This is a genomic window from Marinarcus sediminis (SeqCode), assembly GCF_048571275.1.
Taxonomy (GTDB): domain Bacteria; phylum Campylobacterota; class Campylobacteria; order Campylobacterales; family Arcobacteraceae; genus Marinarcus; species Marinarcus sediminis.
On record NZ_CP182357.1, the window covers coordinates 462369 to 477896 of the forward strand.

Sequence of the window (15528 nt, forward strand, 5' to 3'; positions counted from 1 at the left end):
ATGTGAAAACAAGCAAAAAAATTTCTTTATTGCTGATTACAATTATGTCATTTTTATTTATTTTATTAATTACCAATGTAATTTATAACTTTAGAAACTACGGGCTTAAGAGCATTGAAAATAAAGCAAAAGTTGTTGCTGAAGTTGTCAAACACTCATTAACTTCACATATGGTCAATGGAGTTATTGAAAACAGAAAAATATTTTTAGACCAAATTGGAAGACTTGAAAATATCAATGACATTTGGTTGGTTCGATCGCCCATTATAATTAAACAATACGGTCAAGGATTAAATAACGAAACTTTACGAGACAGTATTGATCAAAAAGTTTTAGATACAGCACAAGAGCAAACCGTTATAGATGAACACTTTTTTGGTGCGAGTATGTACCGTGTAACCATTCCGTATATCAGCTCCTCAAAAGGACTTATCGATTGTATTGCATGTCATGATTCAAAAGAGGGAGATGTACTGGGTGCTATTTCCATTACCATGTCTATGGATGATCTTAAAGAGGTGGGTATCAGCACAGCAACCAATACAGCCGTTATTGCTCTTATTCTTACTTTACTGATTTTGTTTATTATCAACCGAGTTATCAATCCATTTTTAATTTTATTTGATGCCATTAATAATGTTATGAAACGCGCACATGATGGGGATTACTCTCAACGATTGGATGTCAATACTTCAAAAGAGGGGGAAGAGGTATCTCAATGGATTAACAGCTTCTTGGATAAATTACAAAATACTCTCAAAGATATTGAAAAAGAGATTTCAGTATTTTTATCCAATAAAACTGCCCTTTCAGATGACCCACTCATCAATGTCAATACTGCTGTTTCTAATCTCTCTTATGTTTATAAATTTAGAAAAACCATTGAACACGATGAAAAACTTGAAGATATCTATAAAAGAATCTCTTATGTATTGGAAAATCGACTGAACATTAAAAATTACAATATTCTTGAAGCCAATAAAAACACAGGGGAAATCACAGTTATTTATCAAAGCAATAAATTGCACTGTAACCCATTTGAATGTTGTCGAGCAAACCGTACAAATACGATTACTAACTCAATGCAATTCAATGAAATTTGCAATAATTCAAAAGAGAAAGATACCGAGTATTTGTGTATTCCATACACCATCTCACACGATGTCGATTTAATTATCTCTATTACTGCACCAACAAAAGATGCCTTAAATAAAATTCGTGAGAACATACCGATTATTGATGATTATATTAACACTGCAAAACCAGAAATTGTCAGTAAAAAACTGATGTATATTTTAGAGAAATCTGCGCGTACAGACTCTTTAACAGGATTGTATAACCGTAAATTTTTAGAAGAATCGGTTGAAACCATTGTATCTCAATCTACCCGAGGTAAAATTCCATATGGTATTTTAATGGTCGATATTGATTTCTTTAAAATGGTCAACGATACTTACGGACATGATGTTGGAGATGAAGCAATTCGTGTGATTGCACAAACACTTAAAGAGAATATTCGCACTTCCGATGTGGCCATACGATATGGGGGAGAAGAGTTTATGATTTTACTTTACAACTGTACCGAAGAGTATGTGGTTCAAGTTGCAGAAAAAATCAGAATTGCATTCTCACAAAAAGAGATTACCAAAAATAATGTCAGCTTCAGAAAAACCATCAGTATTGGTGCCTCTATTTTCCCTACACACACAGCAAATTTCTGGGAGTGTGTAAAATATGCTGACATCTCTTTATACGATGCAAAACATACAGGAAGAAACAAAGTCGTACTCTTTAGTAAAGAGTTATTAAAAGATGGAAACATTAACGAAAACTATTGATTAAGAAGAGCCTCATCTTGGGCTTTTCTTTCTACTTCACAAATCAAAACATCAACATTGTATTTGATTGCTTAAAAAAACAAATCATAAGGTCATTATAAAATAAAAAGAAATTTTTGAGTATAATTGCCCACTATTATATTTAAAAGGCATAATGATAATGCAAACAAAACACACCACAGTAGAAACCCTACTTGAAGCCATACCCTATATTAAGAAATTTTTTGGAAAAACGATTGTGATTAAATACGGAGGTTCTGCACAAACCAGCCCCGATTTAAAAGAGAAGTTTGCTCAAGACATTGCCCTACTCTCCCTTGTAGGAATTAAACCCGTCATTGTTCATGGCGGAGGAGCAAGAATTTCTGAACTGTTGGAAAAACTACAAATCACTTCTGAATTCATTGATGGACATCGTGTTACAAGTGAAGATACCATGCGTGTTGTTGAGATGGTCTTAAGTGGTGAAATCAATAAAAATATCACCTCTTTGCTCAATCATCATGGCGCAAAAGCCATTGGGATTTCAGGTAAAGACTCTTCAATCATTGAAGCTAAGCCAAAAGATGGTGGAAAATTTGGTTACACCGGAGTTGTAACAAAAGTCAATGCACAAATGATTAACAATCTTATTAAAGAGGGATTTATTCCTGTAATTGCGCCTATTGCAGACAGTGCACAACCCAATCACCCTGGATTTAATATCAATGCCGATGTCGCTGCTTCTAAAATTGCGGGTGCCATTGGTGCACAAAAAGTGCTTTTCTTAACGGATACTGTTGGGGTTTTAGATAAAAACAAAAATCTTTTAAACTCTTTGGACAAAGATGATGTAGAAGCCTATAAAAAAGATGGCACAATCAACGGAGGCATGATTCCAAAAGTGGATTCATGCATTGATGCCATTTACAATGGTGTAAATAAAGCCCACATTATTGATGGACGAGTGGAACACTCTATTTTATTAGAACTCTTCACCAGCAGTGGAATTGGAACACAATTTGTAAGAAAAGACAACCCAAACAATGGTATTGATATGAATAAATTATTAAATGATGAAATGTAAGGATTACAATGAATTTTATTGAAACACGAGGAAATGATACACAAAACCCAAGTGAAGTTACGTTTTCACAGGCCATTTTAAGTCCAAGTGCCTCATTTGGTGGACTTTATGTACCTAAAATACTTCCTCAATTGGGTTTAGAATTTGTAGAAAAACATTTAACAAGCAGTTATAAAACCTTAGCCTTTGACCTGCTTAAAAAATTTGAAATTGATATTGAAGAGAGCGAACTCAATGAAGCATTAAGTTTGTATGATCATTTTGATGATCCCTTAAATCCATCTCCAGTGGTAAAAGTCAAAGAGGATTTATTTGTTCAAGAGCAGTATCACGGACCAACAAGAGCTTTTAAAGATATGGCACTGCAACCATTTGGTTCAATTTTAAGTTCCATTGCAAAAAAAAATAAAGAGCACTATCTTATCCTTGCAGCCACTTCAGGAGATACAGGACCAGCTGCCTTAAATACTTTTAAAAATAAAGAGGGTATTCAAGTAGCTTGTTTGTATCCAAGTGGAGGAACAAGTGATGTACAAAGACTTCAAATGGTCTGTGAAGATGGCAAAAATTTAAAAGTCATTGGAATCAATGGAAATTTTGATGATGCACAAGCGGCTTTAAAAAACTTGTTAAGTTCAAATACATTTAAAGAGCAGTTGCAAAAACATGGCATTAAACTCAGTGCTGCAAACTCGGTGAATTTTGGACGAATTATTTTTCAAATTATTTATCATATTCACTCATATATTGAACTTTTGCGTCAAAAGGAAATCACGTTAGGTGAAAAAATCTATTTAATTGTTCCAAGTGGAAATTTTGGCAATGCCTTAGGTGGATATTATGCACAAAAAATGGGTATTCCTATTGAAAAGATTTTAATTGCATCCAATGAGAATAACATTTTAACTCAATGGATCAATGAAGGGGTTTATGATATTCGTGGTAAAGAGTTGATTTTAACCAAATCACCTGCCATGGATATTTTAAAATCTTCAAACATTGAAAGAGTTCTGTTTGATATGTTTGGAAGTGCACGAACAAAAGAGTTGATGGAAGATTTAAACACAAAAGAAATTTTCACCCTCACCCAAGAGGAAAAAGAGCAAATCCAAACAGTTTTTTCAGCAATAGATTCCGACGACGCTTATGGAGCATCTCAAATTAAAACATTTTTAGAAAATGGTTATTTAATGGATCCACATACAGCTACGTGTTTAAAAGCGTATGAACTTTTAAAAGAAAAACCTTTAAAAACAGTGATGTACTCGACCGCAGAGTGGACAAAATTCTCTCCAACGGTTTTAAATGCACTCAATCAAACCAATATTGTTTATTCAGATAAAGAGGCATTAGAAACCATAGCGGCTCAATATAATGCCCAAATACCTCAAAGTGTTCAAACATTATTCAGTGCAAAAATTATTCACAATACAGTCATTAATAAAGAAAATATTGAAGACGAAATCATTAAATTTATTCAATAATTTCTAAAATTATCAAAAAGATTTTTCTCTCTTTTTGATAATTAAATCTTATAATTCGTGTATTTTCTACTCATAAATAGTAGATATTTTTTATACACCACTGCTTCTCATTATTCTTTAAGTAACATTAAAATATAATAGCTAGATTTTATTTTAAAATAAGGAAGAGATAAATGTCTAACAATACAAATAGACGGGATTTTCTTGGTTATTCATTTGCAGCAGTTGCAGCTGTAGGTGGTGCCGCTTCTCTTGTTGGAATGAAACAAGCGTGGGATCCGTTGCCAAGCGTTTTAGCTGGTGGATATACTACAATTGATTTAGCTCCAATAAAAGCGGGAGAACCAGAAGTATTCACATGGAGAGGTAAGCCAATTTTTATTCTTAAAAAAACGGCAGATATGGAGAGTTCTGAAAGGGATTTACACATAGGTGAAGACAGATTTACTGTAGCAATCGGTCTTTGTACACACTTAGGTTGTATTCCAGCGTGGAAAAAAGACAAATGGAAATGCGCATGTCACGGGGGAGAGTTCAACCCAAGTGGACACCAAATTTTTGGGCCACCACCAAGACCATTTGATTTACCCCCATTTAAAGTTGAAGGAACTACAATCGTTCTTGGTTACGAAAGTCCTGAATACAAAAAAATTGCTGCTTATTTAGCAACACAAGCTTAGGAGAAGTAGAATGGCAAAATTTGAAAAAGCAAACTCAGTTGGTGAGTGGTTAGATCAAAGACTCAATACTACAGCTCTTAACAAAGTGTTAATGACTGAGTATTGGATTCCAAAAGATATTAACTTTTTGTGGGCTATGGGTGTACTTTTAGCTACCACATTCGGTATTTTAGTAATCTCTGGAATTTTTTTAATGATGTATTACAAACCTGATATTCATTTGGCGTTTGATTCTGTAAACTATACAATCATGCAAGAAGTTTCTTATGGATGGCTATTCAGACATATGCACGGTGTTGCAGCTTCTGTGGTATTCTTAATTATCTACATTCACATGTTTACGGGTATCTATTACGGTTCTTACAAACAAGGTCGAGAGATGATTTGGATTTCTGGTATGTTATTATTCATGACATTCAGTGCAGCTGGATTCTCAGGATATATGTTACCTTGGGGACAAATGTCTTACTGGGCAGCAATGGTTATTACTAACTTATTTGGTGGAATTCCATTCATTGGAGATGCACTTGTTGTTTGGATCAGAGGTGACTTTAACGTTGCTGATGCGACATTAACACGATTCTTTATGTTACACGTATTCCTTTTACCAATTGTTATTATGGGTATTATTGTATTACACTTCTATACATTAAGAATTCCTCACGTTAATAACCAAAATTCAGAAGAGTTTGATTTTGATGCGGAAGCAGAAAAATATTTAGCGGGAAATAAAAAAGAGTCAAAAGTTATTCCTTTTTGGCCGGTATTCATCTCTAAAGATTTAGCCGTAATGGGAATTTTCTTAATTTTTTACTTCTACTTAGTATTCTTCCATTATAACTTTGCAATGGATCCCGTTAACTTTGATCCAGCAGATAACATGGTAACACCTGCACACATCTACCCTGAGTGGTATTTCTTGTGGTCATATGAAGTATTAAGAGGTTTTTTCTTTAATGTTGGTCCGATTAAAGCATTTGATATTGGGTTAGCAGCATTTGGATTTGCAAATGTTATTTTCTTACTCTTACCATTTTTAGACAGAGATCCTAAAATCTTACCAGCACACCAAAGACCTAAATTCTTTATTTGGTTCTGGATTTTAATGGTTGATTTAATTGTATTAACGGTTTGGGGTAAATTACCACCAACTGGAACAAATGCTTATGTTGGATTTGTTGCAGCATTATCGTTTATTTTAATATTCTTAGCATTACCAATTATTTCTAAAATGGATGCTAAAAAAAGGGGTGCTAAATGAGAGAATTAAAAATATTAGCAGTAGTAGCAGCACTAACGCTGATTACATACTGGGGTGTTGAACCTTTTGCTCACTCACAAATGCATCCACATGTTGAAGCACCTGATTATAACTTTAAAGATGTTGATGGATTAAATGGTTTACAAGGAAATGCTGAAACAGGTGCAACTATTGTTCAAACAAATTGTACTGCATGTCACTCAATTCAATCGCAAGGTTTCCCAAGTATCATGGATAATGCTAGCACTGCAGCAGCATACGGTACTGTACCGCCAGATTTAGGAACAGCAGGAAAATTATACAATGCTGACTATTTAGCTGCATTTATAAAAGACCCTGCAAAAGCATCATTGGTTACACATAAATTCCAAGAAGGAAGAGCACATCCAATGCCTGGTTACTCTTGGATGCAACCTCAAGAGATTGCAGATATTGTTGCATATTTACAATCAATTGCTCCAAAAGAGATGACAAATAAAGAGATATTTATTGATGCTTGTCAAAGATGTCATGGTATTAAATATGGTGATATGAAAAATGGAACTATGAATGCATTTACACCTATTGAAAATATAAAATCATATATGGGAAAAGTTCCACCTGATTTATCTCAATACATTAAATCAAGAGGAGAAGAGTATATCCATGGATTTGTTAATGACCCTCAAAGATATTTAGAAGGGACAGCAATGCCTAGAGTTGGATTAACTGAAGAAGCAGAAACACAAGTTATTGCATATTTATCAGAAGTTGGTGACTCTAAAAAAGCACAAAGAGAGGCATTAGGACCTAAATTCTTAATCTATTTAGTAATCTTTGCAATTTTTGCTTGGTTATGGAAATCTAAACAATGGAGAGATATGCATTAAGCATATCTCTTTATACATAAGGGAAAATAATGAAAATCACTAAAATAATCGCAGCTGTAATCTTATGTGTATCATTTTCAAATGCACAAGATGTTATGCAAAAGTCAATGTCTTTAATGTCAGAGGGAATGAACCAAATTCAACAAGGGTTTTTAAACAATAATGTATCATTAATTCAAAATGGTACAGAACTTGTTAATAAAGGGAACGCTCTTTTTTCACATAAAGATATTATTGCAGACTATCTTCCTGCAGAAAAAAAACATATGACAAATGTAGCCGTTAATGCTTCAAAAAGAATTACATTGGATGTTAATGTTCTAAATTTAAACTTAGAAAACAAAGCATATATCAATGCTTCTAATGCTTATTCTGATATTTTAAATGCATGTTCAAGTTGCCATGCAATTGTAAGAAACTGGTAAATTATCACTTTAATATAAAGACTAATATCACTGTTAGTCTTTATATTTATCTCCCAAAAATCAATATATCTTAAATTATACTTTATTTTAAAAACTAACAATAAATTAACAAACCTTTATTAGAATTAGACTCTATTTTAAATAAGGAGGCTTCATGGATATCATAGGACAATTTCCGTTGTTTTATTTTCCAGAATACGGAAGTGCGTGGATGATGGGTATGACAGGAACCATACACATATTAGCATCTCATACTTCCGTTGGTGCTGCAATGCTTTTTGCATTTTTGGCTTACAAAGCGTATAAAGAAGACAGAAGTGATTTATACCCGTATATGAAAAGATACGGTATGTTTTTACTTATTTTCTCATATGTAATAGGTTCTATAACAGGTCCAGGGATTTGGTATACTGCAACAGCAGCCAGTCCAAGGGGTATCAGTGCACTTATACACAACTTTGTGTGGGTTTGGGCTACTGAATGGGTCTTTTTCGTTTATGAAGTTATTGGGGTATTTGTCCTTGTATATTTCATGGATAAAATTGATAAAAAAACCCATTTAAAACTTACATTCTCATTTGCATTGGCATCAGTAGGTACGTTAGCACTTATTATTGGAATCATAAGTTTTATGATGTGGCCAGGGACACAAGCATATTATGCGACAGGAAGTGCAAGTGATGCATTTTTTGGAACAAATACTTTCCCTCACATGTTCTTAAGAATTGGTTTTATGATAATGCTTTCAGGTGTTATTGGAATGGTTATTTCAAGTGCTATTAAAAAAGATAATGCTGAACTATCACAAGAACTCACCAGAAAAATGGGTTACGTAAGTATGTTGGGTGGATTTTTAGTTCTGTTCTTCTTTATGTGGTATATGGGAACTCTGCCAGACAACGCCCATGCTGTATTTAATGTAACTAAAGCTTCTGTTATTCAAAGCAGAATTATTCTTACGGTTGTTTTTTCAATCTATTTCTTAGTTGCTATTGTGAAGCCTCGATTTATAAGTACTCCATTAGCAGGATTAATGATTTTTGTTATTTTAATTGCAGGTATTTGGCCAGGTGAAAAACTCAGAGAATCTATGAGAAAACCATATGTTGCTGGTCAATATATCTATTCAAATCAGATTATCAGTCGTGATGTTCCAGGAAAAGGAATCAAAAGTGAATTACCTATCATAGCCGAAAAAGGTCTATTACAAGTAAATCCATTTATTCCAGAAAACTTAAGAGTCATCACAGATGAAAACAAACTTGAAGCAGGGAAACTTTTAACAAGAATGTCATGTTCAAATTGCCATTCACTAGAAAAAACAGGTGTATTCAGACCACTAAAAGATCGATTGGCTGGATTTGACAAAGAAGGAATAGTAGCCTTTTTACAAGTTCTGGGTGAAGGTGGTAGACCATATATGCCAACGCTAAAACTTCCAGAACAAGAATATGATGCCATTGCTGAATATATCGCATCATTGAAATATTAAGGAGGATTTATGGACGCATCAGTATTATTAGCATTAAGAGACCCTGCGGGGGTACCTTTCTATCCTGTCGTATTTCAAGCATTGTATGTTTTAACATGGGCTTTACACGCTGCTTTTGTTTTATTGGCATTGGGTTCAATGGGATTGTCTATCGTTGGAACGTTTAAACAAAAAAATGATCCAAATTGGAAAATATTAACACCTCATTTGATTCAAACGGGGAAAATAAGTATCTCTATACTTATTGTTTTGGGTGTTGCACCACTTTTGTTTACACAAGTTATTTATGACCCAAATTGGTATGTAGCAAATACATTGTCAGGTATGTGGGTATTTATTTTTATTTATACTTTAGTTGTTGGATACAGTATGTATTATTGGTATTATTATGCAAACAGAAAAAATGCAGGTGGAGGAAAACTTATTGGAATCATCTCATTTTTAATTTTAGTTTGCGCTGGAGTATTAATGCACAATTTTGCAGTCACTTCAATTATGCCAAATGATTGGATGAGTATGTATGCTCCTAATGGTGTTGTTGACAACAGCGGATGGACATTTAATGTAGATGTTATAAGATTAGCCTTTATGGTAAGTTTAGCAATTCCTGTTGTTGGAATATTTTTACAAAACTACAGTCGATTTTTAAGTACAAGAAAAGACTTTAGTCCTACATTTGTAGAGTATACAGCATCACTTGGAACAAATATTGGAGTTGTTGGATTGCTTATCAGTGCACTTGCATTTGTTGTATGGATGATGCAAATTGGATACTTAATGAATCCACTCTCTTTAGCAATTATTGTGGGAGTTGTGGTTTTATTGTTAATGGTTTTCAGAAATACTAATAGCTATGTTACAACCATTGTTTTGGTTGTTGTTGCCTTGCTAATCTCTGGAATGAGAGAACTCATTCGATTTGATATTATGAGCGGTTTAGGGTATAATATCTACGATTATCCAATGAATTTAGAAATTCCTACTATTTCAATGTTTTTACTTACATTCTTAATTTTGGGAGGAGTAGGTGTTGCTTACTTGTTAACCATGGCTTGGAAAGTAGGTAAAAATGAAGGTATTTTTGACGGTTCAAAGGATGTAGCTGTTACACGATTGGGTAACTATACACTTTCAATCATGGTTGTATGGATGGTGATCTATTTTGCTTGGGGAATGACAATATTATTTATGAATATACTCTAAATAATAAACACGTCTACCCATCTTATGCCAAAGAGTTTTTTAAACTCTTTGGCTTTTTTTATTATTGGAGTCATACCATGTCTGGCACGAAAATACTGTTTTTAGAAGATGATAAACTCTATCAAGAAACCATTAAAGACTTATTAGAAGAGGAATCTTTTATCGTTGATACCTGCAGCAATGGGCAAGAATTTTTAAACAAAATATTTAACACCATTTATGATTTATATATTTTGGATTTGAATGTTCCACAAATTGATGGTTTTGAAATTATGAATATATTACGAGAGTATCAAGATGAAACAATGAGGCTGGTTTTAAGCTCTATTCCAGACTCCACAAAACGCTCATTTAGAAGTGGCTGTGATGGATTTTTAAATAAAAACACCCATATTGAAGAACTTTTACTCAGAGTAAGAACATTAATTAAACGATCGTATAGAACCTACCACGATTTTATACCTATTTCAAACTCTTATACCTATGATATTTTCAATAAAAGAATTTATCACAACTCAACTGCTCTTGAAATTGAGAGCCAAGCACTTTTTATTTTAGATTACCTCATCAAAAAAAGAGGTCAATTTGTATCAAAAGTCGATCTTGAAAAAAATGTTTACCCCTCTAACAGCGAATCAAAATCAGCTGTCATTCGATATCACATCTGGAGTATAAGAAAAATAATTGGATTTGATTTAATTGAGTCACAAAAGAACAGAGGTTATAGACTGAAGCCAAAAGGTATTTAATGACTTCAGTATATTTATTAGATAAAAAACTAGGAGGAGATTCATCTAATTGAACTCTTTTGTTGTTTGGTACAATGTAATTATAAAAGAATTGTGTTAATTATCTGTTAGTTTAAAATCAAACAATTAATTTTGCTGCAACCGTTGTCATCGCAGTTTCACTTCTTAAAATCAGATCAGAATGAATACCTACAATCTTCTCTTTTGAAAAAAGTTCCACTTCTCTTTTTGAAAAGCCCCCTTCGCATCCCACAACAATTGTTTGTATATTTAAACTTGAATCCACTCTTTTTTCACTGAAATTAAACGCATATGCTTCAGGAAAAAGATTTAAAAATGTATCTAAAGAATCAACAATATCAAGTTGCATCAAAGAGCTTCGTCCACATTGTTGAGAAGAGTTTATTAAGATTTTATTCAATTTTTCAATATTGATTTTAAAATTCTTTTGTGAAAAATCAGCGTAGATAAACGTAAGCTTTTCAACACCCAATTCGTTCAAATAAGGGAGTTGCTTCTCAATGGTTTTAGGATCAACCACACACCAACCCATATGAAGTTTAACTGAAGCACCAATCTCTTTTTCTTCATACGTTTGTAACGTCAATGTTGCATCTCTTTTTGAAATGGCTTCCACTTTATAAAAATAGATTTGACCATCTTGCATATTTCTAAAAACCAGAATGTCATTTAAGGTGTGTCGTCGCACTTTAAAAAGATATTTATACGTTTCACCATCAATACGTAATATTCCTTGTGAAGCCAATTCATGATATATAAACTGCATATTAAAATACTTTTGAAATGATATATACTGTAATTAAAACCATAATTTCTATGGTATAGATTTTTTTTGCATACGGGTAAAACTCTTCTTGAAGTACCACATCACTTGTTTTAATGATTCTCATTTTTTTGTACCTTTTTATCTCAATAACCAATAAAAAGATTGATGTAGGAATCATCAATAACACCGTAGGATTTAAATCGTGATTATACGTTGCAACAATGGCTCCAGTGTATATAACAATTGCATTGGTCAAATGGTATAAAGGGGTCGTGAATTTTAATCTTTTGGCTAAAAATATGAAGTTTTTTTGTGTGCAGACACTGTAAATATTAAACATCATAACTGCCAGAAAAAAGTAAATTGTATATACGTGCGTAATGACTGCATCGTGCATAATGTCCATCGTTTATCTCTCTTTTAAAAAATTTTGGTATTATATCAAATTAAATAACAATCTAAGCATAAGCATTGCTTGGAGTTATGTAAGGAAAACCCATATGGCAGTCAGTGTCAAAGAAGCTATAAATATTTTATCAAACCAATATAAAAAACCAAAATATGAAATCGTACCCATTGAAAATGCTTTAAATAAAATCAGTGCAGAATCTCTTTTTGCCACACAAGCCCTTCCAAAATTTAATAACTCAGCCATGGATGGATATGCTATCTTATTTGAAGATACCCATAGCAAGCTGAAGATTACAAGTACTATTTTTGCAGGGGACAATAAAGATATTGAATTAATTTCTGGTCAATGCGTAAAAATAATGACCGGTGCAAAAATTCCTAAAAACTGTACGGCAATCATTCCATTTGAAGATGCCAAAATCATCAATGAAACAACCGTATGCATTCCTTCAAAGGTCAAAGAGAATCAACACATACGCTATATAGGTGAAGACATTCAAATCAAAGATAACATACTCAAAGAAGGGGATGAAATCAATTTTTCTAAAATCACCCTACTTTCAAGTCAAGGAATTTCACACGTCAAAGTATTTAAAAAACCGAACATTGTTGTTTTTGCTTCAGGCGAAGAGCTGAAATTGCATTATGAAAAAATTGAAGATTATCAAATTTATAACTCTAATACACCTACATTTATAGCCCGTTGTCAAGAACTTGGCTGCGATGTTACATTTATTGGGCAAGCAAGAGATAGCATTGATTCTATTAAAGAATCAATTCAAAACTCATTGGGAGCAGATTTGATTATCACCTCAGGGGGTGTCTCTGTTGGGGAAGCAGACTTTACCAAAGAGGCTTTTAATGCTCTTGGATTTGAGAGTTTATTTGACGGCATTATTGTCAAACCCGGTAAACCTACAGTTTTTGGAAAAATAGGAAACACCTTGATTTTAAATCTACCGGGTAACCCTTTGGCTGCTTCACTTATTTTTGAACTCTTTGGAAAAATACTCATTCAAAAACTTTTGGGACAAAAAGAGTGTTTTCATAATACAATCGATGCTAAAATGCATAAAACATTAAAAAACAAAAAAGGCAGAATAACCGTTGTACCCGGTTTTTTTGATGGTGTCTTTTTTCAAGCTTCAAATAAACGAAGTCCTGGAATGGTAAGTATATTAGCTTCATGCAATGCCATGATTGTTTTAGATGAAAATGTAGAGCACATAGAAGAAAATAAAACCGTAAAAGTATTGCCCATCAATTGGAAATTTTTTACGCAAGAAAATAAGGATTTTTTAACTCATGAATAAAAAAGCAGTATGTATTTTAAGTGGCGGAATGGACTCAACATTGGCAAGTTATATTGCTAAACATGAGGGATATGAAATCATTGCTGTACACTTTAATTACGGACAAAGAACACAAAAACGAGAACTCAAAGCATTCAGAGATATTTGTGAAGATTTAAATATTAAAGAGAAATATGAAGTTGATATTCCCTTTTTCACACAAATTGGGGAAAGTGCTTTAACCGATGTCGATATTGATGTGCCTATTGAGGGCGTTAAACCAGGCGTTCCTATTACGTATGTGCCTTTTAGAAATGGAATTTTTCTCTCAATTGCTGCAGCCATTGCGGAAAAAGAGGATGCCACTGCCATGTTTATAGGTGTTGTCGAAGAGGACAGCAGTGGCTACCCTGATTGCACAGACTCCTTTATTACTAAAATGAAAGAGGCCATCAATCAAGGCACCAAAGAGAGTACGAATATTGATATTCGAACCCCATTAGTACACATGATGAAATCAGATATTGTCACCAAAGCATTGGAACTGAATGTTCCCTTACAACACACTTGGAGTTGCTATAAAGAGGAAGAGCAAGCGTGTGGTGTGTGCGACAGTTGTCGATTGAGATTAAATGGATTTAAAATAGCCAATGCAACTGATCCCATTGCATATAAAGGAAATTGATGCATTGGAAAATATCGAAAGAGTTTGACTTTTGTTATGGTCACAGAGTTTGGTCACAAGAGTTAAATCCAGAATTTTCACTTGATCCTTGTTTGAAATGCCGCCATTTACATGGACATCAAGGCAAAATTATTATCTACTTACAAAGTGATGTTTTAACCAACGGTATGGTCACAGACTTTAAACATTTAAATTGGTTTAAAGCCTTTATTGATGATGTTTTAGATCACAAATTTATTTTAGATATTCATGATCCTTTATTTGAAACACTCTTACCTCACTATGCCAATAAAAAAGATTTAATTGAATTTCCAGAAGGGTTTAAAGCCTTTAATTTAACAAAAATCAAAGATGAACCAGAACACATATTAGAGATGTATGAGGGGTTTATTATTGTTGATTTTGTTCCAACAAGCGAAAATTTATCGGCTTGGATTATGAAAATTGTTCAAGAAAAAATAGAAAAACTCAACATTACCGTATCAAAAGTAGAGTTTTACGAAACTCCAAAAAGTAAGAGCAGTGTATATGCTTGAAGTCACTGAGATTTTTGGTCCAACCATTCAAGGTGAAGGTAAAAAAATAGGCACACCCTCTGTTTTTATTCGTTTTGGAAAATGCAATATGTCTTGCTCTGGATTTGAAGTAGAGTATGAAACACCCAGTGGTGCTAAAAAATACTCTTGTGATACCTATTACGCTGTCGATACTGCATTCAGAGAGAGCTGGTACAAATACAACAGCCATGAAGAAATCATTGCCGAGGTTGCTAAACTTATACCCAATAATTATAAACCCGATATTGTTATTACAGGAGGGGAACCTCTGATTTATTGGAAAAATGAAGCCTTTCAAAAACTCTTGGAATATTATGTGGACCATGATTTTAAGGTTACCATTGAAACCAATGCTTCTTTAGACATAGATTTTTCAAAAAACTATCAAAAAGAGATACTTTTTTCTATGAGCATCAAGCTCAGTAACAGCAAAGAACCTCTTTTTAAAAGAATCAATGAAAATACCCTAACAAAAATCAAACACAATGTTAAAGAGTATTATCTTAAGTTTGTCATTGAAAAACAGTTTATTACTGATGCTAAAAAAGAGATTGACGATATTCTAAAAATTATTCCACAAAGTAAAGTCTATTTAATGCCACGAGGTGACACCCAAGAAGAGATTAATCTCAATGCTCAAGCGGTTATTGATATGTGTGTCGAATATGGTTTTCATTACTCTGATCGATTACATATTCGACTTTGGGACAACAAGAAAGGTGTATAAGT

16 protein-coding genes are annotated in these 15528 nt (G+C 33.2%); 14 read left to right on the forward strand and 2 right to left on the reverse strand.

Annotated features, from left to right (window positions below):
- Positions 1-2: 2 nt before the first annotated feature.
- The 10 genes from ACNI3C_RS02275 to ACNI3C_RS02320 all read left to right on the forward strand — a co-directional run bounded on the left by ACNI3C_RS02275 (position 3) and on the right by ACNI3C_RS02320 (position 11067).
- Positions 3-1838 carry a diguanylate cyclase gene (locus ACNI3C_RS02275; protein WP_419770641.1) on the forward strand — a complete coding sequence of 612 codons (1836 nt, stop codon included), beginning with the start codon at positions 3-5 and terminating at the stop codon, positions 1836-1838.
- Between the two features lie 160 nt (positions 1839-1998).
- Positions 1999-2904: an acetylglutamate kinase gene (argB, locus tag ACNI3C_RS02280; RefSeq protein WP_419770642.1), complete on the forward strand. Its 906-nt coding sequence runs from the start codon at positions 1999-2001 to the stop codon at positions 2902-2904.
- Between the two features lie 8 nt (positions 2905-2912).
- Positions 2913-4388, forward strand: a complete 1476-nt coding sequence (gene thrC, locus ACNI3C_RS02285) for a threonine synthase (RefSeq protein ID WP_419770643.1) — start codon at positions 2913-2915, stop codon at positions 4386-4388.
- Between the two features lie 173 nt (positions 4389-4561).
- Positions 4562-5068, forward strand: coding sequence for a Rieske 2Fe-2S domain-containing protein (locus ACNI3C_RS02290; protein WP_419770644.1), 507 nt, complete (start codon positions 4562-4564; stop codon positions 5066-5068).
- Positions 5069-5078: 10 nt separating this feature from the next.
- Entirely contained in the window at positions 5079-6329 is a 1251-nt protein-coding gene (locus ACNI3C_RS02295; protein ID WP_419770645.1) for a cytochrome b, read from the forward strand.
- Entirely contained in the window at positions 6326-7198 is an 873-nt protein-coding gene (locus tag ACNI3C_RS02300; RefSeq protein WP_419770646.1) for a c-type cytochrome, read from the forward strand. Before ACNI3C_RS02295 ends, ACNI3C_RS02300 begins: the two co-directional genes overlap by 4 nt.
- 29 nt (positions 7199-7227) lie before the next feature.
- On the forward strand, positions 7228-7623 hold the full coding sequence (locus ACNI3C_RS02305; protein ID WP_419770647.1) for a hypothetical protein: 396 nt from the start codon (positions 7228-7230) through the stop codon (positions 7621-7623).
- Positions 7624-7777: 154 nt separating this feature from the next.
- Positions 7778-9115, forward strand: a complete 1338-nt coding sequence (locus ACNI3C_RS02310) for a c-type cytochrome (protein WP_419770648.1) — start codon at positions 7778-7780, stop codon at positions 9113-9115.
- A 9-nt stretch (positions 9116-9124) separates the two neighbouring features.
- Entirely contained in the window at positions 9125-10318 is a 1194-nt protein-coding gene (locus tag ACNI3C_RS02315) for a hypothetical protein (protein ID WP_419770649.1), read from the forward strand.
- Positions 10319-10395: 77 nt separating this feature from the next.
- On the forward strand, positions 10396-11067 hold the full coding sequence (locus ACNI3C_RS02320; protein ID WP_419770650.1) for a response regulator transcription factor: 672 nt from the start codon (positions 10396-10398) through the stop codon (positions 11065-11067).
- Between the two features lie 118 nt (positions 11068-11185).
- Here the strand turns inward: ACNI3C_RS02320 and ACNI3C_RS02325 are convergent, their stop codons facing one another.
- Together ACNI3C_RS02325 and ACNI3C_RS02330 are read right to left on the reverse strand one after the other, a co-directional pair.
- Positions 11186-11854: a 16S rRNA (uracil(1498)-N(3))-methyltransferase gene (locus tag ACNI3C_RS02325; RefSeq protein ID WP_419770651.1), complete on the reverse strand. Its 669-nt coding sequence runs from the start codon at positions 11852-11854 to the stop codon at positions 11186-11188.
- A gap of 1 nt (position 11855) precedes the next feature.
- Entirely contained in the window at positions 11856-12260 is a 405-nt protein-coding gene (locus ACNI3C_RS02330; protein WP_419770652.1) for a hypothetical protein, read from the reverse strand.
- A 94-nt stretch (positions 12261-12354) separates the two neighbouring features.
- Between ACNI3C_RS02330 and ACNI3C_RS02335 the strand changes: the two genes are divergently transcribed.
- Genes ACNI3C_RS02335 through ACNI3C_RS02350 form a run of 4 tightly spaced genes read left to right on the forward strand, consistent with a single transcriptional unit; the run spans position 12355 to position 15526 of the window.
- Positions 12355-13578, forward strand: a complete 1224-nt coding sequence (locus tag ACNI3C_RS02335) for a molybdopterin molybdotransferase MoeA (RefSeq protein ID WP_419770653.1) — start codon at positions 12355-12357, stop codon at positions 13576-13578.
- On the forward strand, positions 13571-14242 hold the full coding sequence (gene queC / locus ACNI3C_RS02340; protein WP_419770654.1) for a 7-cyano-7-deazaguanine synthase QueC: 672 nt from the start codon (positions 13571-13573) through the stop codon (positions 14240-14242). The genes ACNI3C_RS02335 and queC overlap by 8 nt, the downstream gene beginning before the upstream one ends.
- Positions 14242-14778 (forward strand): 6-carboxytetrahydropterin synthase, encoded by a 537-nt coding sequence (locus ACNI3C_RS02345; RefSeq protein ID WP_419770655.1) that lies wholly within the window; start codon positions 14242-14244, stop codon positions 14776-14778. The genes queC and ACNI3C_RS02345 overlap by 1 nt, the downstream gene beginning before the upstream one ends.
- The gene (locus ACNI3C_RS02350; RefSeq protein WP_419770656.1) at positions 14771-15526 is read left to right on the forward strand and encodes a 7-carboxy-7-deazaguanine synthase QueE; all 756 of its coding nucleotides are present in this window, start codon (positions 14771-14773) and stop codon (positions 15524-15526) included. The genes ACNI3C_RS02345 and ACNI3C_RS02350 overlap by 8 nt, the downstream gene beginning before the upstream one ends.
- Positions 15527-15528: the final 2 nt, after the last annotated feature.

Coding starts and splice junctions, on each gene's coding strand:
- ACNI3C_RS02310 (WP_419770648.1), top strand. CDS start 7,778: ATGGATATCATAGGACAATTTCCGTTGTTTTATTTTCCAGAATACGGA.
- ACNI3C_RS02325 (WP_419770651.1), bottom strand. CDS start 11,854: ATGCAGTTTATATATCATGAATTGGCTTCACAAGGAATATTACGTATT.
- ACNI3C_RS02300 (WP_419770646.1), top strand. CDS start 6,326: ATGAGAGAATTAAAAATATTAGCAGTAGTAGCAGCACTAACGCTGATT.
- thrC (WP_419770643.1), top strand. CDS start 2,913: ATGAATTTTATTGAAACACGAGGAAATGATACACAAAACCCAAGTGAA.
- ACNI3C_RS02315 (WP_419770649.1), top strand. CDS start 9,125: ATGGACGCATCAGTATTATTAGCATTAAGAGACCCTGCGGGGGTACCT.
- ACNI3C_RS02330 (WP_419770652.1), bottom strand. CDS start 12,260: ATGGACATTATGCACGATGCAGTCATTACGCACGTATATACAATTTAC.
- ACNI3C_RS02295 (WP_419770645.1), top strand. CDS start 5,079: ATGGCAAAATTTGAAAAAGCAAACTCAGTTGGTGAGTGGTTAGATCAA.
- ACNI3C_RS02335 (WP_419770653.1), top strand. CDS start 12,355: ATGGCAGTCAGTGTCAAAGAAGCTATAAATATTTTATCAAACCAATAT.
- queC (WP_419770654.1), top strand. CDS start 13,571: ATGAATAAAAAAGCAGTATGTATTTTAAGTGGCGGAATGGACTCAACA.
- argB (WP_419770642.1), top strand. CDS start 1,999: ATGCAAACAAAACACACCACAGTAGAAACCCTACTTGAAGCCATACCC.
- ACNI3C_RS02290 (WP_419770644.1), top strand. CDS start 4,562: ATGTCTAACAATACAAATAGACGGGATTTTCTTGGTTATTCATTTGCA.
- ACNI3C_RS02305 (WP_419770647.1), top strand. CDS start 7,228: ATGAAAATCACTAAAATAATCGCAGCTGTAATCTTATGTGTATCATTT.
- ACNI3C_RS02350 (WP_419770656.1), top strand. CDS start 14,771: ATGCTTGAAGTCACTGAGATTTTTGGTCCAACCATTCAAGGTGAAGGT.
- ACNI3C_RS02345 (WP_419770655.1), top strand. CDS start 14,242: ATGCATTGGAAAATATCGAAAGAGTTTGACTTTTGTTATGGTCACAGA.
- ACNI3C_RS02320 (WP_419770650.1), top strand. CDS start 10,396: ATGTCTGGCACGAAAATACTGTTTTTAGAAGATGATAAACTCTATCAA.